This is a genomic window from Blastococcus saxobsidens DD2 (assembly GCF_000284015.1).
Classification (GTDB): domain Bacteria; phylum Actinomycetota; class Actinomycetes; order Mycobacteriales; family Geodermatophilaceae; genus Blastococcus; species Blastococcus saxobsidens_A.
The window spans coordinates 3,574,249-3,598,093 of the sequence record NC_016943.1 but is presented as its reverse complement, the minus strand read 5'-3'; the positions used below and the strand labels follow the sequence as shown (position 1 = coordinate 3,598,093).

The following is a 23,845-nucleotide window of genomic DNA, read 5'->3' as shown; positions in this document are numbered from 1 at the left end:
CCGCCTGCCCCCGTGAACCAGACCGGGGGCCACACGTGACCCGCCCCCGGAGGCGAACCATGGCGCTCGAGAGCGCGATCAAGCAGCAGATCATGACCGAGTACGCGACGGTCGAGAAGGACACCGGTTCGCCTGAGGTGCAGGTCGCGATGCTGACCCGCCGGATCAGCGACCTCACCGAGCACCTCAAGATGCACAAGCACGACCACCACAGCCGGCGGGGTCTGCTCCTGCTGGTCGGCCGGCGTCGCCGGCTGCTGAACTACCTGGCGAAGACCGACATCAACCGGTACCGCTCGCTCATCGAGCGGCTCGGCCTGCGCCGCTAGCACGACGAGGGGGCCGTTCCCGTTCACACCGGGACGGTCCCCTTCCTCGTGCGGCACCCGCCGCACGGGGAGAACCGGCCCGCCGCCGGACGCGCCCTCCATGGGCCGGTCCTCGGTAGTGGCTCCCGGGACGTATCGGTTCCCCGGAAAGGGGAACGACACCGCCCGGGGGCTTCGATCGAGCACCGGTCGCCCCGGACGCAGGACGGCGAGAGGCCGTCAGAGGAGTCGCAGGTCGGCACGAGGCCGATGCGACGAGAAGAGAGAAGGACACATGTCCGCACCCACCACCACCGGCACCATCGCTGCCGAGTTCGACCCCGAGGACGGGGTCACCACCGCCACCGCGGTCATCGACAACGGCAGCTTCGGCAGCCGCTCCATCACCTTCGAGACCGGCCGGCTCGCCCGTCAGGCCGCCGGGTCCGTCGTCGTCACCATGGGCGACACCATGCTCCTGTCGGCCACCACGGCCGGCCGTCAGCCCAAGGAGCAGTTCGACTTCTTCCCGCTGACCGTCGACGTCGAGGAGCGGATGTACGCCGCTGGGCGCATCCCCGGCTCGTTCTTCCGCCGCGAGGGCCGGCCGTCCGAGGACGCGATCCTCACCTGCCGGCTGATCGACCGCCCGCTGCGCCCGACGTTCGCCAAGGGGCTGCGCAACGAGGTCCAGGTCGTCATCACCGTCATGTCGCTGGACCCCGGCCACCTCTACGACGTGCTGGCGATCAACGGCGCCTCGGCGTCCACCCAGCTCTCCGGCCTGCCGTTCTCCGGCCCGGTCGGCGGCACCCGCGTCGCGCTGATCAACGGCCAGTGGGTCGGCTTCCCGACCCACGCCGAGCTCGAGGACGCCGTGTTCGACATGGTCGTGGCCGGCCGCGTGCTGCCCGACGGCGACGTCGCGATCATGATGGTCGAGGCCGAGGCCACCGAGAAGACCATCGAGCTCGTCGCCGGTGGCGCCCCCGCCCCGACCGAGGAGGTCGTGGCCCAGGGCCTCGAGGCGGCCAAGCCCTTCATCAAGGCGCTGTGCGAGGCGCAGGCCGCCGTCGCCGAGAAGGCCGCCAAGCCGGTCGCCGAGTTCCCCCGCTTCCTGGACTACCAGGACGACGTCTACGCCGCCGTCGAGGCGCAGGTCGGCGACAAGCTGGCCCAGGCGCAGCAGATCGCCGGCAAGCAGGAGCGCGAGGACGCCACCGACGCGCTCAAGGACGAGGTCAAGGCCGCCCTGGCCGGCCAGTTCGAGGGCCGCGAGAAGGAGATCTCCGGAGCCTTCCGCGCGCTCACCAAGAAGGTCGTCCGCCAGCGCATCCTGCGCGACAAGGTCCGCATCGACGGCCGCGGGCTCACCGACATCCGGCCGCTGTCGGCCGAGGTCGAGGTCATCCCGCGGGTGCACGGCTCGGCGCTGTTCGAGCGCGGCGAGACCCAGATCCTGGGTGTCACCACGCTGAACATGCTCCGGATGGAGCAGCAGCTCGACACGCTGTCGCCGGTGAACCGCAAGCGCTACATGCACAACTACAACTTCCCGCCGTACTCCACCGGTGAGACCGGCCGCGTGGGCTCGCCCAAGCGCCGCGAGATCGGCCACGGCGCGCTCGCCGAGCGCGCCCTGATGCCGGTGCTGCCCGACCGCGAGGAGTTCCCCTACGCGATCCGGCAGGTGTCCGAGGCGCTGGGCTCCAACGGCTCCACCTCCATGGGCTCGGTCTGCGCCTCCACGCTGGCCCTGCTCAACGCCGGTGTGCCGCTGAAGGCGGCGGTCGCCGGTATCGCCATGGGCCTGGTCTCCGACGAGGTCGACGGCAAGACGGAGTACGTCGCCCTGACCGACATCCTCGGGGCCGAGGACGCCTTCGGTGACATGGACTTCAAGGTCGCCGGCACCAAGGACTTCGTGACGGCTCTCCAGCTGGACACGAAGCTCGACGGCATCCCGTCCGACGTCCTCGCCGGTGCGCTGACCCAGGCCCGCGCGGCCCGGCTGCACATCCTCGACGTCATGGGCGAGGCCATCGACGGCCCCGACGAGATGAGCCCGTACGCCCCGCGGGTGACCACGGTGCGCATCCCGGTCGACAAGATCGGCGCGGTCATCGGCCCCAAGGGCCAGATGATCAACGCGATCCAGGACGAGACCGGCGCGGACATCACCATCGAGGACGACGGCACGATCTACGTCGGCGCCTCCGACGGCCCGTCGGCCCAGGCGGCGGTGGACCGCATCAACGCCATCGCCAACCCGACGCTGCCCAAGGTCGGCGAGCGCTTCCTCGGCACGGTCGTCAAGACCACGCCGTTCGGTGCCTTCGTCTCGCTGCTGCCCGGCCGCGATGGCCTGGTGCACATCAGCAAGCTCGGCGGCGGCAAGCGCATCGCCAAGGTCGAGGACGTGGCGAACGTCGGCGACAAGATGCAGGTGGAGATCACCGACATCGATGCCCGCGGCAAGATCAGCCTCGCGCCGGTCGCCGAGGGCGACGCCGGCCAGGCCGCTCCGGCCGAGGCCACCGACGCCCCCGCAGGTGAGTGACCGAGCCAGCGAGGTCACTCCAGAGACGGGGCACCTATGGGCATGGACCGGACGAGCGCCAGCGAGGATGGGTCCGTGACCACGCCTACTGACGTGATCGGGACCGGGGTGGGTGCTGAGGCACCCGCCCCGGTTCCCGTAGGGACGACCGCGCTGCTCGACCTCGACGAGGTCGGCGGCCGGGTCGAGCGCACCGAGCTGCCCGGCGGGCTGCGGGTGCTGACGGAGACCATGCCGGGGGTCCTCTCGGCGACCCTGGGCATCTGGGTCGGGGTCGGCTCCCGGGACGAGACCCCGGCTGTCGCCGGCTCGTCGCACTTCCTCGAGCACCTGCTGTTCAAGGGGACCTCCTCGCGCAGCGCTCTGGAGATAGCGACCGCCATGGACGCCGTCGGCGGTGAGATGAATGCGTTCACCGCCAAGGAGCACACCTGCTACTACGCCAACGTGCTCACCAGCGACCTCCCGCTGGCCGTGACGCTGCTGGCCGACCTGGTCACCGACGCCACGAACACCGCGGCGGATCTGGAGTCCGAGCGGACGGTGGTGCTCGAGGAGATCGCGATGCGCGACGACGAGCCCTCCGACGCCGTCCACGACCTCTTCGCCGAGACCCTCTTCGGCGACACGTCACTGGGCCGCTCCGTGCTCGGCACGGTGAAGTCGATCGAGGGGCTCACCCGGGACGACGTCGACGGCTGGTACCGCTCCCGCTACACCGCCCCCTCCATCGTGGTGACGGCGGCCGGGCGGGTCGATCACCAGCAGGTCCTGGAGCTGGTGACCGCCGCGTTCGGTGACCGGCTGGCCGGGACCGATCGCCCGGCACCGCTGCGCACCGGTGACGTGGAGCTCGTGCGGCCTGCCCGGTCCTCCGGGCTGATCTCGCGCCGGACCGAGCAGACGCACCTGCTGCTGGGCACTCCCGCGATGGGGCGGCAGGACGAGCGTCGCTACGTGGCTGCCGTCCTCGACGCCGCGGTCGGTGGGGGCATGAGCTCGCGGCTGTTCCAGGAGATCCGGGAGAAGCGCGGTCTCGTCTACAGCGTCGGCTCCGCGCTCTCGCACTACGCCGGCGCCGGCGCGTTCTCCGTCTATGCCGGCTGCTCCAAGAAGCGGGTGCCCGAGGTCCTCCGGCTGGTCCGTGAGGAGCTCGATCGCGTGGCGGCGGACGGGCTGACCGCCGAGGAGGTCGCGCGAGCACGCGGTCAGCTCAAGGGCGGGCTGGTGCTGGGCCTGGAGGACACCGGCTCCCGGATGAGCCGGCTCGGCAAGAGCGAGCTGTCCTACGGCGAGTACGTGCCGGTGCGCGATGTGCTCGCCCGGATCGAGGCCGTGGACGAGACGCAGGTGCGGTCGGTCGCGGGGGAGATCTTCGGCCGGGAGACCTGTCTCGCCGTCGTCGGGCCGTACCGCGAGTCCGACCTCGACCGTCTCTGAGGTCCCGGGTGGGCGCTGTCGGCGGGGCTCCGGCCCGCGCCACCTTCGCGCTCGTCGTCCTGGTGTCGCTGGTCGTGCTGTTCGTGCCGGCGTCCGGGGTGCCCTCGGCGCCGCCCGGGACCGACAAGGTGGTCCACCTGCTGCTGTTCGCCGCGCTGGCGGTCAGCGGCCGGTGGGCAGGCGCGCGGACGGCACCGCTCGCGGCCGCGCTGCTGACCTACGCGGCCGCCAGCGAAGTCGTCCAGGGCCTGACCCCGCTGGCGCGGTCCATGTCGTTCGCGGACTGGGCCGCGGACGCGATCGGCGTCGCCGTGGGGCTGGTGGCGTGGGCCTGGGCCACCCGTCGGCCGCGTTGATCCGCGGGCTGTCTTGCGTCCCGGCCCCGGGCCGGGAAACCTGACCGGGTGACCACCAGCGCGACCGACCACCAGCCCGCCCCCGCCGCCCGCGAATCCGCGCTCATCCCGGTGGGGGTGCTCGGGGCGCGGGGCCGGATGGGCACCGAGGTGGTCAAGGCGGTGAACGACGCCGAGGATCTGGAGCTCGTCGCGATGGTCGACGACGGCGACTGGTTGTTCAACGTGGCCGACGCCGGTGCCCAGGTCGTCGTCGACTTCACCCGGCCCGACGTCGTCATGGACAACATCCGCTTCTGCATCGACAACAACATCCACTGCGTCGTCGGCACGACCGGTTTCGACGAGGCGCGGTTGGCCACCGTCGCGGAGTGGCTGGAGCCCAAGCCCGAGGTGGGTGTGGTCATCGCCCCCAACTTCGGCATCGGCGCCATCCTGCTCATGCGCTTCGCCCAGGAGGCGGCGCGGTTCTTCCCCTCGGTGGAGATCGTCGAGCTGCACCACCCCGACAAGGTCGACGCGCCCTCGGGGACGGCCGTGCGGACGGCCCGGCTCGTCGCATCCGCCCGTCGCGCGGCCGGGCTGCCGGCCTCACCCGACGCGACCACCGACTCGCTCCCGGGCGCACGGGGCGCGGACGTCGAGGGCGTGCCCGTGCACGCCGTGCGCCTGACCGGACTGGTCGCCCACCAGGAGGTCCTCCTGGGTGCGGCGGGGGAGTCCCTGACCCTGCGGCACGACTCCTACGACCGGGCGTCGTTCATGCCAGGTGTGCTGCTCGCCGTCCGGGAGATCACCCGCCGGCCCGGACTGACGGTGGGCATCGAGAGCTTCCTCGGCCTCTGAGCCCGCTGCCCGGGGCACCCGAGCGGGGGCGTGGCGGGCGTCACGGGGGGTGGGTTTGACCGGGCCTGGGGGGCGGTGTAACTTTCTCTTTGCGCCGCGCGGCCCGCAAGGGCCGCCGGACCAGGCCCCGGTAGACGGGCTGCTGGAAACCGGCGTAGAGTTGGACAGCCAGCCAGGGATGAAGCCCGGAAGGGCCGATTTTCTGCGCGTCCGCTCCTTGAGAACTCAACAGCGTGCCGAAAGTCAGTGCCAAGTAATACCCCGTGCCATGGCTGTTGTGGTTGTGGCAGGGATTCCTTTGGTTGATTGATATCGCGAGTGTCAGCTCGCGGTTCTCAGCTGCGATCAAATCATCTACGGAGAGTTTGATCCTGGCTCAGGACGAACGCTGGCGGCGTGCTTAACACATGCAAGTCGAACGGTGAACTCCGCTTGCGGGGGGATCAGTGGCGAACGGGTGAGTAACACGTGGGCAACCTGCCCCTGGCTCTGGGATAACTCCAAGAAATTGGGGCTAATACCGGATATGACCGCTGACCGCATGGTCTGGTGGTGGAAAGATTTATCGGCTGGGGATGGGCCCGCGGCCTATCAGCTTGTTGGTGGGGTAGTGGCCTACCAAGGCGACGACGGGTAGCCGGCCTGAGAGGGTGACCGGCCACACTGGGACTGAGACACGGCCCAGACTCCTACGGGAGGCAGCAGTGGGGAATATTGCGCAATGGGCGGAAGCCTGACGCAGCGACGCCGCGTGGGGGATGACGGCCTTCGGGTTGTAAACCTCTTTCAGCAGGGACGAAGCGAGAGTGACGGTACCTGCAGAAGAAGCACCGGCCAACTACGTGCCAGCAGCCGCGGTAATACGTAGGGTGCAAGCGTTGTCCGGAATTATTGGGCGTAAAGAGCTCGTAGGCGGTTCGTCGCGTCGGCTGTGAAATCCCGAGGCTCAACCTCGGGTCTGCAGTCGATACGGGCGGACTTGAGTTCGGCAGGGGAGACTGGAATTCCTGGTGTAGCGGTGAAATGCGCAGATATCAGGAGGAACACCGGTGGCGAAGGCGGGTCTCTGGGCCGAAACTGACGCTGAGGAGCGAAAGCGTGGGGAGCGAACAGGATTAGATACCCTGGTAGTCCACGCCGTAAACGTTGGGCGCTAGGTGTGGGGCTCATTCCACGAGTTCCGTGCCGCAGCTAACGCATTAAGCGCCCCGCCTGGGGAGTACGGCCGCAAGGCTAAAACTCAAAGGAATTGACGGGGGCCCGCACAAGCGGCGGAGCATGTTGCTTAATTCGATGCAACGCGAAGAACCTTACCTAGGCTTGACATGCACGGAAATCCTCCAGAGATGGTGGGTCCGTAAGGGCCGTGCACAGGTGGTGCATGGTTGTCGTCAGCTCGTGTCGTGAGATGTTGGGTTAAGTCCCGCAACGAGCGCAACCCTCGTTCTATGTTGCCAGCACGTCATGGTGGGGACTCATAGGAGACTGCCGGGGTCAACTCGGAGGAAGGTGGGGATGACGTCAAATCATCATGCCCCTTATGTCTAGGGCTGCAAACATGCTACAATGGCTGGTACAAAGGGCTGCGATACCGCGAGGTGGAGCGAATCCCAAAAAGCCGGTCTCAGTTCGGATTGGGGTCTGCAACTCGACCCCATGAAGTTGGAGTCGCTAGTAATCGCAGATCAGCAACGCTGCGGTGAATACGTTCCCGGGCCTTGTACACACCGCCCGTCACGTCACGAAAGTCGGTAACGCCCGAAGCCGGTGGCCCAACCCTTGTGGAGGGAGCCGTCGAAGGCGGGATCGGCGATTGGGACGAAGTCGTAACAAGGTAGCCGTACCGGAAGGTGCGGCTGGATCACCTCCTTTCTAAGGAGCACTGGCCGCCCACTCAGCTCCGCTGGGGTAGTGGGTGGTCCAGAGCTGCGCCCACATCGTGATCGGTGCCCATCTGCGGGTGCCGGCGTGTGTGTGGGGTGGTGCTCGAGGGTGGAACGCTGACCAGTTCGGCCGGCAGCTGCTGCTGCCCCTAGTACGGCGTCACCTTGCGGTGGCGTGTGGAGCGGGGTGTCGGTGGGTGGGTCCGGTCGTAGGCACGCTGTTGGGTCCTGAGGGAACGGGCCGCCCCGCGTGCGGGGTCGGGTTGTTGTCCTTGTGTCAGGGCCGGTCTGCATCTCGTACCACCGATGCCCCTTGCGGGGTGGGTCGGGTTCGGCGGGGTCGGGTGACCGGTGGCTGGTCGTACGTTGAGAACTGCACAGTGGACGCGAGCATCTTTTGACTCTGATTAGCAGAGTTTCGAGTGTGTAGGCCCGCTCATCGATGTCCTTCCGGGCGTGTGGTGGGTGGGATTTTTGTGTGGCCAAGTTGTTAAGGGCACACGGTGGATGCCTGGGCACCAGGAGCCGATGAAGGACGTAGGAGGCTGCGATAAGCCTCGGGGAGCTGTCAACCGAGCGTTGATCCGAGGATGTCCGAATGGGGGAACCCCGCACCAGTCATGTGGTGTGACCCGCGCCTGAACACATAGGGCGTGTGGAGGGAACGTGGGGAAGTGAAACATCTCAGTACCCACAGGAAGAGAAAACAACAGTGATTCCGTGAGTAGTGGCGAGCGAAAGCGGAAGAGGCTAAACCGTTTCCATGTGATAGCCGGCAGGCGTTGTGGAGGCGGGGTCGTGGGACAGTTCAGTCACTCCTGCCGGGGTGGCGGGGAGTCATAAAAGACTTGTGTTAGTGGAAGGCCTCTGGAAGGGGTCGCCGTAGAGGGTGAGAGCCCCGTACACGAAAACCGAGTCTCTCCCGAGCTTGTTCCCAAGTAGCACCGAGCCCGTGAAATTCGGTGTGAATCTGGCGGGACCACCCGCTAAGCCTGAATACTCCCTGGTGACCGATAGCGGACAAGTACCGTGAGGGAAAGGTGAAAAGTACCCCGGGAGGGGAGTGAAATAGTACCTGAAACCGTGTGCCTACAAGCCGTGAGAGCCTTATGCCCTTCGGGGTGGGGGTGATTGCGTGCCTTTTGAAGAATGAGCCTGCGAGTTAGTGGTACGTGGCGAGGTTAACCCGTGTGGGGTAGCCGTAGCGAAAGCGAGTCCGAACAGGGCGATCTTCAGTCGCGTGCTCTAGACCCGAAGCCGAGTGATCTACCCATGGCCAGGTTGAAGCGCGGGTAAGACCGCGTGGAGGACCGAACCCACCAGGGTTGAAAACCTGGGGGATGAGCTGTGGGTAGGGGTGAAAGGCCAATCAAACTCGGTGATAGCTGGTTCTCCCCGAAATGCATTTAGGTGCAGCGTCACGTGTTTCTTGCCGGAGGTAGAGCACTGGATGGCCGATGGGCCCCACAAGGTTACTGACGTCAACCAAACTCCGAATGCCGGTAAGTGAGAGCGTGGCAGTGAGACTGCGGGCGATAAGGTTCGTAGTCGAGAGGGAAACAGCCCAGATCATCGGCTAAGGCCCCTAAGCGTGTGCTAAGTGGAAAAGGATGTGGGATCGCAGAGACAACCAGGAGGTTGGCTTAGAAGCAGCCACCCTTGAAAGAGTGCGTAATAGCTCACTGGTCAAGTGGTTCCGCGCCGACAATGTAGCGGGGCTCAAGCACACCGCCGAAGCCGTGGCATTCACATGATCGCCCGCCGGTACCTCTCGAAGGTGCCGGCCAGGTGTGTGGATGGGTAGGGGAGCGTCGTGTGGCGGTGGAAGCGGCGGAGTGATCCAGCCGTGGACGCCACACGAGTGAGAATGCAGGCATGAGTAGCGAGAGGGGAGTGAGAACCTCCCCCGCCGGAAGACCAAGGGTTCCTGGGCCAGGCTAATCCGCCCAGGGTGAGTCGGGACCTAAGGCGAGGCCGACAGGCGTAGTCGATGGACAACGGGTTGATATTCCCGTACCCGCGAAGGAACGCCCATGCTGAACCCAGCGATGCTAACCCACCGACGCCGGTGCGCCCACTTGTGGGCACGCCGGGGAAGCTGGGGACCCGGACTGGTAGTAGGCAAGCGATGGGGTGACGCAGGAAGGTAGTCCTACCGGTGAGTGGTAGTACCGGGGCAAGGGTGTGGCCCGTGGGATAGGTAAATCCGTTCCACACGAGGGTGAGACCTGATGCATAGCCGATTGAGGCGAATTGGATGATCCTATGCTGCCGAGAAAAGCCTCTAGCGAGTTCCGAGTGGCCCGTACCCCAAACCAACTCAGGTGGTCAGGTAGAGAATACCGAGGCGATCGAGCGAACTGTGGTTAAGGAACTCGGCAAAATGCCCCCGTAACTTCGGGAGAAGGGGGGCCATCGATCGTGAACCGCTCTTGCAGTGGGGAGCGGTGGGTGGCCGCAGAGACCAGTGAGAAGCGACTGTTTACTAAAAACACAGGTCCGTGCGAAGTCGTAAGACGATGTATACGGACTGACGCCTGCCCGGTGCTGGAACGTTAAGGGGACGGGTTAGCCGCAAGGCGAAGCTCAGAACTCAAGCGCCAGTAAACGGCGGTGGTAACTATAACCATCCTAAGGTAGCGAAATTCCTTGTCGGGTAAGTTCCGACCTGCACGAATGGCGTAACGACTTCTCAGCTGTCTCAACCACAGGCTCGGCGAAATTGCACTACGAGTAAAGATGCTCGTTACGCGCGGCAGGACGGAAAGACCCCGGGACCTTTACTATAGCTTGATATTGGTGTTCGGTTCGGCTTGTGTAGGATAGGTGGGAGACTGCGAAGCGGGCACGCCAGTGTTCGTGGAGTCGCCGTTGAAATACCACTCTGGTCGAATTGGATGTCTAACCTCGGTCCGTGATCCGGATCAGGGACAGTGTCAGGTGGGTAGTTTAACTGGGGCGGTTGCCTCCCAAAATGTAACGGAGGCGCCCAAAGGTTCCCTCAGCCTGGTTGGCAATCAGGTGTCGAGTGCAAGTGCACAAGGGAGCTTGACTGCGAGACCGACGGGTCGAGCAGGAGCGAAAGCTGGGACTAGTGACCCGGCACCGGCATGTGGAAGCGGTGTCGCTCAACGGATAAAAGGTACCCCGGGGATAACAGGCTGATCTTCCCCAAGAGTCCATATCGACGGGATGGTTTGGCACCTCGATGTCGGCTCGTCGCATCCTGGGGCTGGAGTAGGTCCCAAGGGTTGGGCTGTTCGCCCATTAAAGCGGTACGCGAGCTGGGTTTAGAACGTCGTGAGACAGTTCGGTCCCTATCCGCCGCGCGCGTAAGAGACTTGAGAAGAGCTGTCCCTAGTACGAGAGGACCGGGACGGACGAACCTCTGGTGTGCCAGTTGTACCGCCAGGTGCACTGCTGGTTAGCTACGTTCGGCAGGGATAACCGCTGAAAGCATCTAAGCGGGAAGCTCGCTTCAAGATGAGGTCTCTCACCGGGTCAACCGGGTAAGGCCCCCGCCCAGACCAGCGGGTTGATAGGCCGGAAGTGGAAGCACCGCAAGGTGTGCAGCTGACCGGTACTAACAGGCCGAGGGCTTGACCACACAACACCTACACTCAGGTGCTCTGTGACAACGGGTCAACACGAAGATGTCACGCGTCCACTGTGCGGTTCTGAACGCACGAACCAGACCGGTTCGTACAGGTTCACAGAGTTACGGCGGCCATGGCGAGAGGGAAACGCCCGGCAACATTCCGAACCCGGAAGCTAAGCCTCTCAGCGCCGATGGTACTGCCCTGGAGACGGGGTGGGAGAGTAGGACGCCGCCGGACAACCATTCCCGAAGGGGCCCCAGCATCCGTGCTGGGGCCCCTTTCGGCATGCCCGGCACCGGACGGGCACACTGCCGTCCCCCCGCGTCAGGTGCACATGCCACCGGCCCGGGACCTCCTGCACAGAAGTCCGGCCGTGCCTGGAGAGGCCTCAGCGGCGGGGGCGCGGTTCTTTCGTCGTGGCGCCCACGTTGTCGCCCAGCCAGACGTTCAGCGTCGCCAGGTCCCGCCACGAATCGCGGACCCGGGTCGGCACTGCCGGCGTGTGCAGCCAGTCCTCCGGCGTCCAGTGCCGGGTGGCGTGCAGCGACTTGTGCCTCAGCAGGTCGATCCGGTCGTCGTCGGCGGAGAAGCCGGCCGGCACCCGGACCAGGCGGTCGCCCTCGATGTCCCAGCCGCCGGCACGGAGCCGGGCCACCTCGGCCTCCAGTCGGGGGCCCTGCACGTCGTCGGCCACTGCGCGGCGGTACCGCGCCACCTGGTCGGACTCCAGTCGCCAGCACCCTCCGGAGACCATCAGTCCGTCGGCGGAGATCTGGACGTACCAGGAGCCCGCCCCGCGTCCCCCGAGCGTCACCACGGCGCCTTGGTGGGTCTTGTACGGCGTCTTGTCGTGGCTGAAGCGCACGTCGCGGTAGGGACGAAACATCTTGGCCGCGCCGAACTGCGGGGCCAGCTCCTCGAGGAGTGCCGCCATGGGGGCGCGTACGTGCGCCTCGTAGTCCGCCCGGTGCGCCGTCCAGTACGTCTTGCTGTTGTCGGCCTCGAGGCCCTCGTAGAAAACCAGCCCCTCGTCGGGGAAGCCGGCGAAGCTCATCGGTCCGCGACCTCCTCGTCCAGCGTCGTGTGCCAGCGCAGTTCCCGCAGGGGTGCGTCGCCGGTCTCCAGCGTGCGGGCCCAGCCGTCGGCCCCCCAGCCCGCCGACTCGAAGAACCCCGCGGAGACCTCGTCCGATTCCGGGAGCCACGTCTGGAGCCGCCGCACTCCCTCACCGGCCGCCAGGTCGGCGACGGCGGCCAGCAGACGGCTGCCGTGGCCGCGGCGTCCCCACCGGGGCTCGACCAGGAGCGGGCCGAGCTCGGCGGCCTCCTGGTCGTCGGCGACCGGGGCCACGGCTGCGAACCCGACCACCTCGTCGCGCTCCACGGCGACCAGGACGCGGTGACGCGGCGTCGGAGGCGCGGTGATCGCCTGGCGCCACGACGCGGTGACGGCGGCGTCGTCCCAGCTGTCGAGGACCGCGGCGGGCAGGACGGCGCGGTAGGCCGTGCGCCACGTCGTCGCCTGGACCCGGGCGATCGCCGGGGCATCGGCCGGACGGGCGGGGCGGACGGAGACGTCCGCCGATCCCGTGAGGCGCGGGAAGGGCGGCAGGGAGGTCACCCGGGCAGCGTATGTCTGCGGCTCCCGGCCGCGGAGGTCGTACCGGGCAGGCAGGATCGGACGACGTGACCGCTGTCGAACGGCTGCCTGCCGCGCTGGCCCGGCGCATCGCCCTTGCCGCGCAGGGGTTCGCCGATCCGCGCCCGGCCACCGCCATCGGCACGCGTCAGCTGCGCCGGCTCACCGACCGGCTCTCGGTGGTGCAGATCGACTCGGTGAACGTGCTCTCCCGGTCGCACTACCTTCCCGCCTTCAGCCGCCTCGGCCCCTACCCCCGGCCGGCGCTCGATGCGCTGTCCAACCGGCGGCACGAGCTGTTCGAGTACTGGGCGCACGAGGCGTCGTTCCTCCCCGTGCGGTTGCACCCGTACCTGCGCTGGCGCATGGCGGCCGCCCACCAGGAGGCGTGGGGTTCGATGACGCGGGTCCAGCGGGAACGGCCCGAGTACGTCGCCGCGCTGCTCGACCGGGTCAAGTCGGACGGGCCGATCCGGGCCAGCCAGCTGCAGGAGGAGCGACCCAACCGGCCCGGCAGCATGTGGAACTGGCATGCCGGCAAAGCCGGCCTGGAGTACCTGTTCTTCACCGGCGCGCTGACCGCGACCGCCCGCACCGCGGGCTTCGAACGGGTCTACGACCTGCCCGAGCGCGTGCTGCCCGCCGAGATCGTTGCCGCGCCCACCCCGGACCGTGCCGACGCCGTCCGGGAACTCGTCCGCGCCGCCGCCCGTGCGCTCGGGGTGGCCACCGAGACCGATCTGCGCGACTACTTCCGGCTCAGCCCGGCCGATGCGCGGACGGCGATCGCCGAGCTCGCCCATGCCGGTGAGCTGCAGCCGGTGGAGGTGGCGGGCTGGAGCCGCCCGGCATGGCTGGATCCCGCGGCCCGCCGACCCCGGTGGGTCCGCGCGCGGGCCCTGCTGAGCCCGTTCGACTCCCTGGTGTGGGAGCGGCCGCGGGTCGAGCGCATCTTCGGGTTCCGGTACCGGCTGGAGATCTACACGCCGGCGGTCAAGCGCGTGCACGGCTACTACGTGCTGCCGTTCCTGCTCGGGGACCGGCTCGTGGCCCGCGTCGACCTCAAGGCCGACCGGCAGGCGGGCGTGCTGCGGGTGCAGGCGGCCCACGCCGAGGAGCGGACCGACCGCGATGTCGTCGCCGCGGCGCTGGCCGACGAGCTGCGGCTGATGGCCGGCTGGGTGGAGCTCGGCGACGTCGCCGTCGTCGAGCGGGGCGACCTGTGGCCCGACCTCAGCCGCGCGCTCCGGGTCCCGTCGTCCCCGGCGTGAGCCCCGCCAGCCGGCACACCACCGCCAGCCCGGCCGGCTCGCCCGGCCAGTGCCGGAGGAGCGCCTCGTCCCCGGCGCCGCGCACCACCGAGCGCAGCGCCCAGGCGACGACCACCACGTCGTCGGCGTAGCCGAGGACCGGGACGACGTCGGGGACCAGGTCGACCGGTGAGAGCAGGTAGGCCAGCAGCAGCCACAGCCGGATCCGCAGCCGCCGCGGGAGGGACCGGTCGCCGGCCAGGCGGCGTACGAGCCGGGCGACGTCGGGCAGCAGCCGCAGGCCGTCGCGCACGGTGAGCCCGTCGGGGCGGGTGTGCCACAGGACGGCCAGCAGCAGCAGCCATGCGAGCAGCAGCCCGCCGGCGACGGCGATCAGCAGGCGCGGCCCGTCCACGCTGCCAGTGTGCCGGGGGTCCGGGCCCGCGGCCGTACGCTCGGGCCGTGCCCCAGATCGTGCCGCTCCGGGTCCAGGTCATCGCGCAGACCCAGTTCGCCCCACCGGCGGACCTGCCGTGGGACACCGACGCCGACGGCGGCCAGGCGCTCGCCGAGTTCGCCGGTCGGGCCTGCTACCAGTCGTGGGACAAGCCGAACCCGGCGACGGCGACCAACGCCGGCTACCTGCGGCACATCCTCGAGGTCGGCCACCTCTCGGTGCTCGAGCACGGCACCGTGAGCCTGTACCTCACCGGCGTCTCCCGGTCGCTGACCCACGAGCTGGTCCGGCACCGGCACTTCTCCTACAGCCAGCTCTCGCAGCGCTACGTCCCCGAGGGCGACGCGGCCGTCGTCGAACCGGCCGTCATCGCCGAGGACCCCGAGCTGCACGAGCAGTTCCGCGCCGCCACCGAGGCGTCGCTGGCCGCGTACCGGAGGCTGCTCGAGCGGCTGGAGGAGCGGTTCGCCGACGTCCCCAACGCCACGCTGCGCCGGAAGCAGGCCCGTCAGGCCGCGCGCGCGGTGCTGCCCAACGCCACCGAGACGCGGGTCGTCGTCACCGGCAACTACCGGGCCTGGCGGCACTTCATCGCCATGCGGGCGAGCGAGCACGCCGACGTCGAGATCCGCGAGCTGGCGATCGCCTGCCTGCGCGAGCTGCAGCAGGTCGCCGGCAACGTCTTCGGCGACTTCCGGATCAGCGCACTGGCCGACGGCACCGAGGTCGCCGCCAGCCCCTTCGTCGCCGAAGGCTGAACACCTCGCTGGCATCTCCTGGCACGTCAGGCGCTGGCCTTCCGGAGCTGTCGGTGGCCGGCCGTAGTCTCGGGTACGTGGCAGCTCCGATCGACACCCAGTACGAGGACCTCCTGCGGCGGATCCTGGAGCAGGGGACCCCGAAGGAGGACCGGACCGGAACCGGCACGGTCAGCCTGTTCGGCGAGCGGCTCCGGTACGACCTGTCCGAGACCTTCCCCCTGGTGACGACGAAGAAAGTGCACTTCAAGTCGGTCGCCGTGGAGCTGCTGTGGTTCCTGCGGGGCGACAGCAACATCGCCTGGCTGAAGGAGAACGGCGTCACCATCTGGGATGAATGGGCCTCGCCCGACGGTGAGCTGGGGCCGGTCTACGGCGTCCAGTGGCGGTCCTGGCCCACGCCGGACGGGCAGCAGGTGGACCAGATCACGGCGCTGCTCGACACGCTGCGGACCGACCCCGACTCCCGGCGCATGATCGTGTCGGCGTGGAACGTGGGCGCCCTGCCGGAGATGGCGCTGGCCCCCTGCCACGCGCTGTTCCAGTTCTACGTGGCCGACGGCAAACTCTCCTGCCAGCTCTACCAGCGCAGCGCCGACATGTTCCTCGGGGTGCCGTTCAACATCGCCAGCTACGCGCTGCTGACCCGCATGATCGCCGCCCAGGTGGGCCTGGCGCCGGGCGACTTCGTCTGGGTGGGCGGCGACTGCCACATCTACAACAACCACGTCGACCAGGTGACCGAGCAGCTCTCCCGGGACGTGCGGCCCTTCCCGGCGCTGGAGCTGGCGGAGGCCCCGTCGCTGTTCGACTACACCTACGGGCACTTCACGCTGCGCGACTACCGGCACCACCCCGCGATCCGGGCAGCCGTGGCGGTGTGACCGAGCTTGCGAGGTCACCGATGGGCACAGCACGGTCCGGAGCGGGCCCGACGAGCGCCAGCGAGGCGGACACGTGACGGTCGGGCTGATCTGGGCCCAGGCCCACGGCGGCGTCATCGGCGCAGAGGGCGGCCTGCCCTGGCACCTCCCCGAGGACCTCGCGCTGTTCCGGCGGCTGACCACCGGCTCCACGGTGGTGATGGGCCGGCGGACGTGGGAGTCGCTGCCCGAGCGCTTCCGCCCGCTGCCCGGCCGGCACAACGTCGTGCTGACCACCGACCGCGGGTGGTCCGCCGACGGCGCCCGGTCCGCGCACTCCGTCGAGCAGGTCCTGGCCGAGCACGAGTCGTTCTGGGTGATCGGTGGCGGAGCGGTGTACGCGGCGTTCCTGCCGCACGCGGACCGCCTGGTGGTCACCGACGTGGACGCCGACTACCCGGGGGACACCTGGGCGCCGGACCTCGACGGCTGGACCCGGTCGTCGCGGGCGCCCACCGAGGGCTGGTCGGTGTCCGGCTCCGCCGGACTGCGCTATGCGGTGTCGGAGTACGTGCGCCCTGGGCGCGACCCGGCCGTGTCGCAGGGCTCGGTAGATTCCACGTCATGACCACCGACCCCGCCCGGCCGTTCGGGCGCGTCCTGACGGCGATGATCACCCCCCTCGCCGAGGACGGCTCGATCGACCTGGCCGGGGCCCAGCAGCTGGCCGCGCACCTGGTCGACCGGGGCGGCAGCGACGGGCTGGTCGTCTTCGGCACGACCGGGGAATCGCCGACGATCAGCGACGCCGAGCAGCACGCGGTGCTGGAGGCCGTCCTCGACGCCGTCGGTGACCGCGCCACCGTCCTCGCCGGCGTCGGGACCAACGACACCGCGCACTCCATCGAGAAGGCGCGGTCGGCCGAGCGGCTGGGCGTCGACGGCCTGCTGGTGGTCACCCCGTACTACAACAACCCGCCGCAGGCCGGACTGCTCCGGCACTTCACCTCGATCGCCGACAGCACCGACCTGCCGGTGATGCTGTACGACATCCCGCCGCGCTCGGTGGTGCCGATCGAGGTGGAGACGCTCGTGCGGGCGGCCGAGCACCCACGCATCGTCGCGGTCAAGGACGCCAAGGCCGACATGGGCGCGATCGCGTGGACGCTGGCCCGGACCGACCTCGCCTACTACAGCGGCGAGGACATGCTGACCCTGCCGATCCTCGCCCTGGGCGGCGTCGGCGTGGTCAGCGTCGTCAGCCACGTGGTCGGCCCCCGGCTGGCCGAGATGATCGCTGCCGTGGAGAGCGGTGACCTGGTCACCGCCCGGTCGATCAACCAGAGCCTGCTGCCGGTCTACACCGGCATCTTCCGCACCCAGGGGGTCATCCTCACCAAGGCGGCGCTGAACGAGCTCGGCCTCCCGGCCGGTCCCGTGCGCCCGCCGCTGGTCGATGCCACCCCCGAACAGATTGCGCAGCTGCGCACCGACCTCGCCGCCGGCGGGGTCCAGCTCTGAGAGGCGACGACGTCGTGAGTGGTCAGGTCACCCAGCCCCATCTGGACCTCAAGGCGCCCCCGCCGCTCCCCGAGGGGGGCCTGCGCGTCATGGCGCTGGGCGGTCTCGGCGAGATCGGCCGCAACATGGCCGTGCTCGAGTTCGACGGCTCCCTGCTCGTCATCGACTGCGGCGTCCTCTTCCCGGAGGCCGAGCAGCCCGGCGTCGACCTGATCCTGCCCGACTTCGGCGTCATCGAGCACCGCCTCGACGACATCGCCGCCGTCGTGCTGACCCACGGCCACGAGGACCACATCGGGGCGATCCCGTACCTGCTGCGGTTGCGTGAGGACATCCCGCTGGTCGGGTCGCGGTTCACCCTGGCGCTGGTGGCGGCGAAGCTGCGCGAGCACCGGCTGGACGCCACGTTCGTCGAGGTCGCGGCCGGCGACGACCACCTGGCCGGGCCCTTCCACTGCGAGTTCATCTCGGTGAACCACTCGATCCCCGACGCGCTCGCCGTCGCCGTGAACACGCCGGCCGGCCTGCTGGTGCACACCGGCGACTTCAAGATGGACCAGCTGCCGCTCGACGGCGTCCTCACCGACCTCGGCGCGTTCGCCCGGCTCGGCGTGGAAGGCATCGACCTGCTGCTCGCCGACTCCACCAATGCCGAGGTCCCCGGCTTCGTCACGCCCGAGCGGTCGATCGGCCCCGTGCTGGACGATGTGTTCGCCCGCGCCTCGCAGCGGCTGATCGTCTCCAGCTTCGCCAGCCACGTGCACCGGATCCAGCAGGTCCTCGACTGCGCGGACAAGCACGGCCGCAAGGTGGCGCTCGTCGGTCGCTCGATGGTCCGCAACATGGGCGTGGCCCGCGACCTGGGGCTCCTACGCGTGGCACCCGGACTGATGGTCTCCCTGGACGACGCGGCCAAGATGCCGCCGGAGCAGGTGGTGCTGGTCAGCACCGGCTCCCAGGGCGAGCCGCTGTCGGCGCTGGGACGCATGGCCCGCGGCGACCACCACCAGGTGACCATCGAGGCCGGTGACACCGTCGTCCTCGCCTCGTCCCTGGTGCCCGGCAACGAGACGGCCGTCTACAAGGTCATCAACGGCCTGGCCCGGCTGGGCGCGACCGTGGTGCACAAGGAGACCGCGCGGGTGCACGTCTCCGGGCACGCGCCGGCGGGTGAGCTGCGCACGCTGCTCAACGTGGCCAAGCCGCGTTACCTGATGCCCGTGCACGGAGAGTGGCGGCACCTGCGGGCGCACGCCAAGCTCGCCGAGGAGACCGGCATGGCCACCGATCGCATCCTCCTGGCCGAGGACGGCGTCGTCGTGGACCTCGTCGACGGGAAGGCGACGATCGTCGGCTCCGTGCCGATCGGCAACGTGTACGTCGACGGGCTGAACGTCGGCGACGTCGGCGAGGAGGCGCTGCAAGCCCGGCGGATCCTCGGCGACGAGGGCTTCGTGGCGCTCACCGTGGTCATCGAGCCCTCGACCGGGACGATCGTCCGCCCGGTGCACCTGTCGACCAAGGGCTTCTCCGACGACCCTGCGGCGTTCGACGAGGTGCTCCGGCTGGTGGAGGACAACCTCAAGCGGGCGTTGCAGGACGAGGGCGTCGACGCGCACCGGCTGTCGCAGATCATCCGGCGCACCGTGGGCAAGTGGGTGTCGGACAAGCACCGCCGCCGCCCGATGATCATCCCGACGGTGCTGGAGGTCTGACCCGCCCTCGTCCGCGGGCTCCCGAATGATCAGGTCACCTGATCATTTGGGCTCCTGGCTCAGCACCGACGGTGAGCCAGGATCCAGAACGATCAGGTCACCTGATCGTGATCGGGGCGAGCTTCTCGGCGGCGGGCAGGTCGAAGCCCCAGACCTGCGCGTAGAAGCTGAGCTCGCCGTCCAGGGCTGCCCGGATGTTCGCCGCCTTGCGAAAACCGTGCTGCTCCCCCGGGAAGAGCAGGTAGGCGTGCGGCACCCCCCTCTCCCGCAGGGCCGCCACGATGGCCTCAGCCTGCGACGGCGGCACGACGGCGTCCTCGTCGCCCTGGAAGACCGCCAGCGGGGTGTCGAGGGTGTCGACGTGGTTGATCGGTGACCGCTCGGCGTAGACGCCGGCGCCCTCCGGCCAGGGTGCGACCAGCCCGTCCAGGTAGCGGGACTCGAACTTGTGGGTCTCGGCGGCCAGGGCCGCGAGGTCGGCGACGCCGAAGTGGCTGGCGCCGGCGGTGAAGACGCCCGGGCGCATGGCGAGCGCGGCGAGGGTCGTGTAGCCGCCGGCCGAGCCGCCGCGGATCGCCATGCGGGCCGGATCGACCCGCCCGGCGTCGGCGAGGAAGCGGGCGCACGCGACGACGTCGTCGAGGTCGACCACGCCCCACCTGCCCTGCAGCGCGTCCCGGTAACGGCGGCCGTAGCCGGTGGAGCCGCGGTAGTCGACGTGCGCGACGCAGAAGCCACGGGAGGTGAAGTACTGGATCTCCAGGTTGAGCACGCGGTCGTGGCTGGACGTCGGCCCGCCGTGGACCATCACCACCAGCGGTGGCAGCTCGCCGTCGGGTGCCTGGGCGTCCGGGTTGGCCGGCGGATAGACCACCGCGTGGGCGATGTCGATGCCGGTGCCGTCGTCGGAGGTGGGGAAGGTGACGAACTCGGGCCGGGAGAACCACGCCGGGGCCAGGCCGAGGTCGCGTGCCTCGCGCAGCACCTCCGCGGTGGCGGAGTCGGCGTCCACCCGGAGGACGACGGGCTCGGCCGCCGGCCCACCGGCCGCGCAGACGATCCGCGTGCCCTGGGCGCCGAGGCAGCCGAACGCCGCGTACGGGACGTCGAGCTCGCGGGGCCCCGCACCGGGGGAGAGGACGGCGAGCCGGTCGGCGCTGTCCCGGCCGTAGGCCAGGGCGACCCTCCCGTCGTCCAGCAGCGCGAAGCGGCGCTGTCCGAACCGCCACTGCGGACCGGCGATGTCGCTGCCGACGTCCAGCACCAGCTCGGCCTCGCCGCCGGCGCGCCAGCGGTACAGCGACCAGACGTCGGTGCGGTCGCAGAGGAACCACAGCGTGCCGTCGGCGGCCCACGTCGGCTGCACCACCGACTCGCCCGACCCCCCGGCGACGACGGTCTCCCTCCCGTCGCCGGAGCGGACGACCAGCTGGGCGGCATCCCACGGCATGGAGGGGTGGTCCCACTGCAGCCAGGCGAGTGCGCCGTCCGGTCCGGGGCGCGGGTCGGAGACGAAGTCGGGTCCGGTGACCAGGACGTCGGTGCCGCCGTCGGGCCGCACGAGCACGATCTCGTTCACCACGTCGGCCGCGGCACCGGAGACGGTGTGCGTCTCACGCACGGCCAGCACGCCGGCGGGGGTGACGTGCAGGTCCGCGTGGCGGACGCCCGATGGCACCGCCGGCTCCGGAGTGACGGCGACCGGTGCGGCGCTGCCGGCGTCCAGTCGGTACAGCCGCTGGTCGGAGAACTCGATGAACCACAGGGAGCCGCCGGATACCGTCCACGCGCCGCCGCCGTACTCGTGCACGCGGGTCCGGGCGTTCCAGGGCGCGGCGAGCACGTCGGCGACCGTGCCGTCGGACGACCGCCGCACGATCACCGACCGGCCGCCCTCGTCGGGCCGGGACTCCGACCACCAGACCTCCTCGCCGTCCACCACCACCTCTCCCAGCCGCGCCGCGGTGCGGACGACCAGTTCGGAGGTGATCGGGGTGGGCCAGCTGCCGGTGGGGAGCGCGGTGCTCATGCCTGTGACGTTAGGAGATGGGCGGCCGGTGTGGGACACGACGTCTGGCCTGCCCGGCGACGACCCCGCTCGGGCTTACGGTCTGACGCATGCCTGCCCGCACCACGTCGACCCGCCGGCCGGCCGCCACCCGCAGCCGATCGGGTTCGACGGCGGCGAGCAAGAAGCGACCCCCTGCCAAGAAGGCGCCCAACCGCCGTCCGCCCGCGAAGAAGAAGGCCCCCGCGGGCCCGAGTCTCTGGCGGATCGCCAGCGGCGGCTGGAACCTGCTCGCCCGCGGCGCCGGTGGCCTCGCCCGCTCGGTCGCCCGTCCGGAGGAGGCCGAGCCGCTCGCGCCCGAGCACCGGCGCGACGGCGTCGGGCTCGCCGTCCTCGGTCTGGCGATCGTCCTCGGTGCCGCCGCCTGGAGCGACGGCATCGGGCCGGTCGGGGCCGGGCTGACCGACGGCGTGCGCTGGATCGTCGGCTCGCTGGTGATGGTGCTGCCGGTCGTCCTCTTCTTCGCGTCGCTGCGGCTGCTGCGTCGCGGGCCTCGGCCCGAGGCCCGCGGCCGGCTGGCCATCGGCTGGCTGTGCAGCGTGGCCTCGGTGTTGGGCATCGCCCACATCGTGGGCACGGCGGCCGACCCGCAGAAGGGCCGGCCAGGGTCCGGTGGGCTCGTCGGGTGGGCCGTCGGCACCCCGCTGACCGCCGGGCTCGGTGCGGTGGTCGCCGTCGTGCTGCTCACGCTGCTGGCCTTCTTCGGGCTGCTGGTCATCACCGCCACCCCCGTGCACCAGATTCCCGAGCGGTTGCGCGAGTTCACCGACCGGCTGCTCGGCCGCGACGAGTACGACGACGAGGCGGACGACGAGTACGGCGACTACGACGACGAGGAGCCGGAGGAGGAGCCGGTCAGCCGCCGGTCCCGCCGGCGATCCCTGTCCGAGGACCTGCTCACCACCGGGCCCATCGACCACGCCGCCTACGCCGAGGCGCCCGAGGCCACCCGCACCACCGAGCCGGAGCACACCGTGCTGGCGCCCCCGCCGCCGGTGCCGTCGGTGCGGCGGCCGGTCGAGGACCGCACCTTCCCGCCGGAGGACCTCCCGCCGATCACCGAGCCGGAGCAGCTGTCCATCCAGCCGGTCGAGGGCGACTACGTGCTGCCGGCGCTGTCGATGCTGCGGCCCGGGGACCCGCCGCGGGCGCGGTCGAAGGCCAACGACGTCGCCATCGAGGCGATCACCGGCGTGCTCGACCAGTTCAACATCGACGCCGCCGTCACCGGGTTCACGCGTGGGCCGACGGTGACCCGCTACGAGGTGGAGCTCGGTCAGGGCGTCAAGGTCGAGAAGATCACCGCGCTGACCCGGAACATGGCCTACGCGGTGGCCAACGACAACATCCGCATCCTCGCGCCGATCCCCGGCAAGTCCGCCGTCGGCATCGAGGTGCCCAACACCGACCGCGAGAAGGTCAGCCTGGGCGACGTGCTGCGCTCGCAGGCCGCCAAGCAGGACCCGCACCCGATGCTGGTCGGCCTCGGCAAGGACATCGAGGGCGGCTTCGTCTGCGCGAACCTGGCGAAGATGCCGCACCTCCTGGTGGCCGGTGCCACGGGTGCCGGTAAGTCCAGCTGCGTCAACTCGATCCTGACCTCGCTGCTGCTGCGGGCCACCCCGGACCAGCTGCGGATGATCCTGGTCGACCCGAAGATGGTCGAGCTGACGCCCTACGACGGCATCCCGCACCTGATCACGCCGATCATCACCGACCCCAAGAAGGCCGCGACCGCGCTGGCCTGGCTGGTCGAGGAGATGGAGCAGCGCTACCAGGACATGAAGTCCACCGGCGTCCGGCACATCGACGACTTCAACCGCAAGGTGGAGAAGGGCGAGATCACCGCCCCGCCGGGGAGCGAGCGGGTCTACCGGCCCTACCCGTACATCCTGGCGATCGTCGACGAGCTCGCCGACCTGATGATGGTGGCGCCGCGCGACGTCGAAGAGCACATCGTCCGGATCACCCAGAAGGCCCGTGCCGCCGGCATCCACCTGATCCTGGCCACGCAGCGCCCGTCGGTCGACGTCGTCACCGGCCTGATCAAGGCCAACGTGCCCTCCCGGCTGGCCTTCTCGACCTCCAGCCTCACCGACAGCCGGGTCATCCTCGACCAGCCGGGCGCGGAGAAGCTCATCGGCATGGGTGACGCCCTGTTCATGCCCATCGGCGCCGGCAAACCGATGCGCGTCCAGGGCGCCTTCGTCACCGACGCCGAGATCGAGGCGGTCGTCGAGTTCACCAAGCGCCAGGCCGAGCCGGAGTACCGCGAGGAGGTCTTCTCCGCCGGTTCGACCGGTGAGAAGAAGGAGATCGACGAGGACATCGGCGGTGACCTGGACCTGCTGCTGCAGGCCGTGGAGCTGATCGTCACCAGCCAGTTCGGGTCGACGTCGATGCTCCAGCGCAAGCTCCGGGTCGGCTTCGCCAAGGCCGGCCGCCTCATGGACCTCATGGAGAGCCGCGGCATCGTCGGACCCTCCGAGGGCTCCAAGGCCCGCGACGTGCTGATCAAGCCCGACGAGCTCGAGGCGACGTTGTTCACCATCCGCGGCGGCGAGGGCTGACGCAGCTACGGGC

16 protein-coding genes and 3 rRNA genes are annotated in these 23,845 nt (G+C 69.4%); 15 read left to right on the top strand and 4 right to left on the bottom strand.

Features of this window, described 5'->3' with window-relative positions; all coding sequences use genetic code 11:
- Positions 1-59 precede the first annotated feature (59 nt).
- From rpsO to rrf, 8 genes are all read left to right on the top strand, one after another.
- On the top strand, positions 60-329 hold the full coding sequence (gene rpsO / locus BLASA_RS16990; protein ID WP_014377445.1) for a 30S ribosomal protein S15: 270 nt from the start codon (positions 60-62) through the stop codon (positions 327-329).
- A 274-nt stretch (positions 330-603) separates the two neighbouring features.
- A complete protein-coding gene (locus tag BLASA_RS16985; protein ID WP_014377444.1) occupies positions 604-2,868 on the top strand; it encodes a polyribonucleotide nucleotidyltransferase in 2,265 nt (754 codons plus the stop codon).
- A gap of 75 nt (positions 2,869-2,943) precedes the next feature.
- Positions 2,944-4,308, top strand: coding sequence for a M16 family metallopeptidase (locus BLASA_RS16980; protein ID WP_014377443.1), 1,365 nt, complete (start codon positions 2,944-2,946; stop codon positions 4,306-4,308).
- 8 nt (positions 4,309-4,316) lie between these two features.
- Positions 4,317-4,664 (top strand): hypothetical protein, encoded by a 348-nt coding sequence (locus tag BLASA_RS16975; protein WP_014377442.1) that lies wholly within the window; start codon positions 4,317-4,319, stop codon positions 4,662-4,664.
- 48 nt (positions 4,665-4,712) lie between these two features.
- The gene (gene dapB / locus BLASA_RS16970) at positions 4,713-5,510 is read left to right on the top strand and encodes a 4-hydroxy-tetrahydrodipicolinate reductase (protein ID WP_014377441.1); all 798 of its coding nucleotides are present in this window, start codon (positions 4,713-4,715) and stop codon (positions 5,508-5,510) included.
- Between the two features lie 353 nt (positions 5,511-5,863).
- Positions 5,864-7,382: ribosomal RNA gene (locus BLASA_RS16965) — 16S ribosomal RNA — on the top strand.
- Positions 7,383-7,873: 491 nt separating this feature from the next.
- Positions 7,874-11,000, top strand: a 23S ribosomal RNA gene (locus BLASA_RS16960).
- Positions 11,001-11,112: 112 nt separating this feature from the next.
- Positions 11,113-11,229: ribosomal RNA gene (gene rrf, locus BLASA_RS16955) — 5S ribosomal RNA — on the top strand.
- The 16S, 23S and 5S rRNA genes sit together here, the layout of an rRNA operon.
- A 151-nt stretch (positions 11,230-11,380) precedes the next feature.
- Here rrf and BLASA_RS16950 read toward each other — a convergent pair.
- The gene (locus BLASA_RS16950; protein WP_014377440.1) at positions 11,381-12,046 is read right to left on the bottom strand and encodes a DUF2461 domain-containing protein; all 666 of its coding nucleotides are present in this window, start codon (positions 12,044-12,046) and stop codon (positions 11,381-11,383) included.
- Positions 12,043-12,612 carry a GNAT family N-acetyltransferase gene (locus tag BLASA_RS16945; RefSeq protein ID WP_014377439.1) on the bottom strand — a complete coding sequence of 190 codons (570 nt, stop codon included), beginning with the start codon at positions 12,610-12,612 and terminating at the stop codon, positions 12,043-12,045. The genes BLASA_RS16950 and BLASA_RS16945 overlap by 4 nt, the downstream gene beginning before the upstream one ends.
- 65 nt (positions 12,613-12,677) lie before the next feature.
- On the opposite strand from BLASA_RS16945, the gene BLASA_RS16940 reads away from it, so the two are divergent.
- Positions 12,678-13,901: a winged helix-turn-helix domain-containing protein gene (locus BLASA_RS16940; protein WP_014377438.1), complete on the top strand. Its 1,224-nt coding sequence runs from the start codon at positions 12,678-12,680 to the stop codon at positions 13,899-13,901.
- Here the strand turns inward: BLASA_RS16940 and BLASA_RS16935 are convergent.
- The gene (locus BLASA_RS16935; RefSeq protein ID WP_014377437.1) at positions 13,864-14,295 is read right to left on the bottom strand and encodes a DUF1232 domain-containing protein; all 432 of its coding nucleotides are present in this window, start codon (positions 14,293-14,295) and stop codon (positions 13,864-13,866) included. The genes BLASA_RS16940 and BLASA_RS16935 overlap by 38 nt on opposite strands.
- A 47-nt stretch (positions 14,296-14,342) precedes the next feature.
- On the opposite strand from BLASA_RS16935, the gene thyX reads away from it, so the two are divergent.
- From thyX to BLASA_RS16910, 5 genes are all read left to right on the top strand, one after another.
- Positions 14,343-15,095 carry an FAD-dependent thymidylate synthase gene (gene thyX, locus BLASA_RS16930; RefSeq protein ID WP_014377436.1) on the top strand — a complete coding sequence of 251 codons (753 nt, stop codon included), beginning with the start codon at positions 14,343-14,345 and terminating at the stop codon, positions 15,093-15,095.
- Positions 15,096-15,172: 77 nt separating this feature from the next.
- Positions 15,173-15,979: a thymidylate synthase gene (locus BLASA_RS16925; RefSeq protein ID WP_014377435.1), complete on the top strand. Its 807-nt coding sequence runs from the start codon at positions 15,173-15,175 to the stop codon at positions 15,977-15,979.
- A gap of 73 nt (positions 15,980-16,052) precedes the next feature.
- The gene (locus tag BLASA_RS16920; RefSeq protein ID WP_014377434.1) at positions 16,053-16,586 is read left to right on the top strand and encodes a dihydrofolate reductase; all 534 of its coding nucleotides are present in this window, start codon (positions 16,053-16,055) and stop codon (positions 16,584-16,586) included.
- Positions 16,583-17,479 carry a 4-hydroxy-tetrahydrodipicolinate synthase gene (dapA, locus tag BLASA_RS16915; RefSeq protein ID WP_014377433.1) on the top strand — a complete coding sequence of 299 codons (897 nt, stop codon included), beginning with the start codon at positions 16,583-16,585 and terminating at the stop codon, positions 17,477-17,479. The genes BLASA_RS16920 and dapA overlap by 4 nt, the downstream gene beginning before the upstream one ends.
- 14 nt (positions 17,480-17,493) lie before the next feature.
- Positions 17,494-19,194 carry a ribonuclease J gene (locus BLASA_RS16910; protein ID WP_014377432.1) on the top strand — a complete coding sequence of 567 codons (1,701 nt, stop codon included), beginning with the start codon at positions 17,494-17,496 and terminating at the stop codon, positions 19,192-19,194.
- Positions 19,195-19,291: 97 nt separating this feature from the next.
- On the opposite strand, the gene BLASA_RS16905 is transcribed toward BLASA_RS16910, so the two are convergent.
- Entirely contained in the window at positions 19,292-21,223 is a 1,932-nt protein-coding gene (locus BLASA_RS16905) for an alpha/beta hydrolase family protein (protein WP_014377431.1), read from the bottom strand.
- 89 nt (positions 21,224-21,312) lie between these two features.
- Between BLASA_RS16905 and BLASA_RS16900 the strand changes: the two genes are divergently transcribed.
- Positions 21,313-23,832 carry an FtsK/SpoIIIE family DNA translocase gene (locus BLASA_RS16900; protein WP_014377430.1) on the top strand — a complete coding sequence of 840 codons (2,520 nt, stop codon included), beginning with the start codon at positions 21,313-21,315 and terminating at the stop codon, positions 23,830-23,832.
- Positions 23,833-23,845 lie beyond the last annotated feature (13 nt).

Excerpts from the sequence above, each read along its gene's own strand:
- BLASA_RS16950 (WP_014377440.1), bottom strand. The coding sequence starts at position 12,046 with ATGAGCTTCGCCGGCTTCCCCGACGAGGGGCTGGTTTTCTACGAGGGC.
- dapA (WP_014377433.1), top strand. The coding sequence starts at position 16,583 with ATGACCACCGACCCCGCCCGGCCGTTCGGGCGCGTCCTGACGGCGATG.
- BLASA_RS16900 (WP_014377430.1), top strand. The coding sequence starts at position 21,313 with ATGCCTGCCCGCACCACGTCGACCCGCCGGCCGGCCGCCACCCGCAGC.
- BLASA_RS16905 (WP_014377431.1), bottom strand. The coding sequence starts at position 21,223 with ATGAGCACCGCGCTCCCCACCGGCAGCTGGCCCACCCCGATCACCTCC.
- rpsO (WP_014377445.1), top strand. The coding sequence starts at position 60 with ATGGCGCTCGAGAGCGCGATCAAGCAGCAGATCATGACCGAGTACGCG.
- BLASA_RS16985 (WP_014377444.1), top strand. The coding sequence starts at position 604 with ATGTCCGCACCCACCACCACCGGCACCATCGCTGCCGAGTTCGACCCC.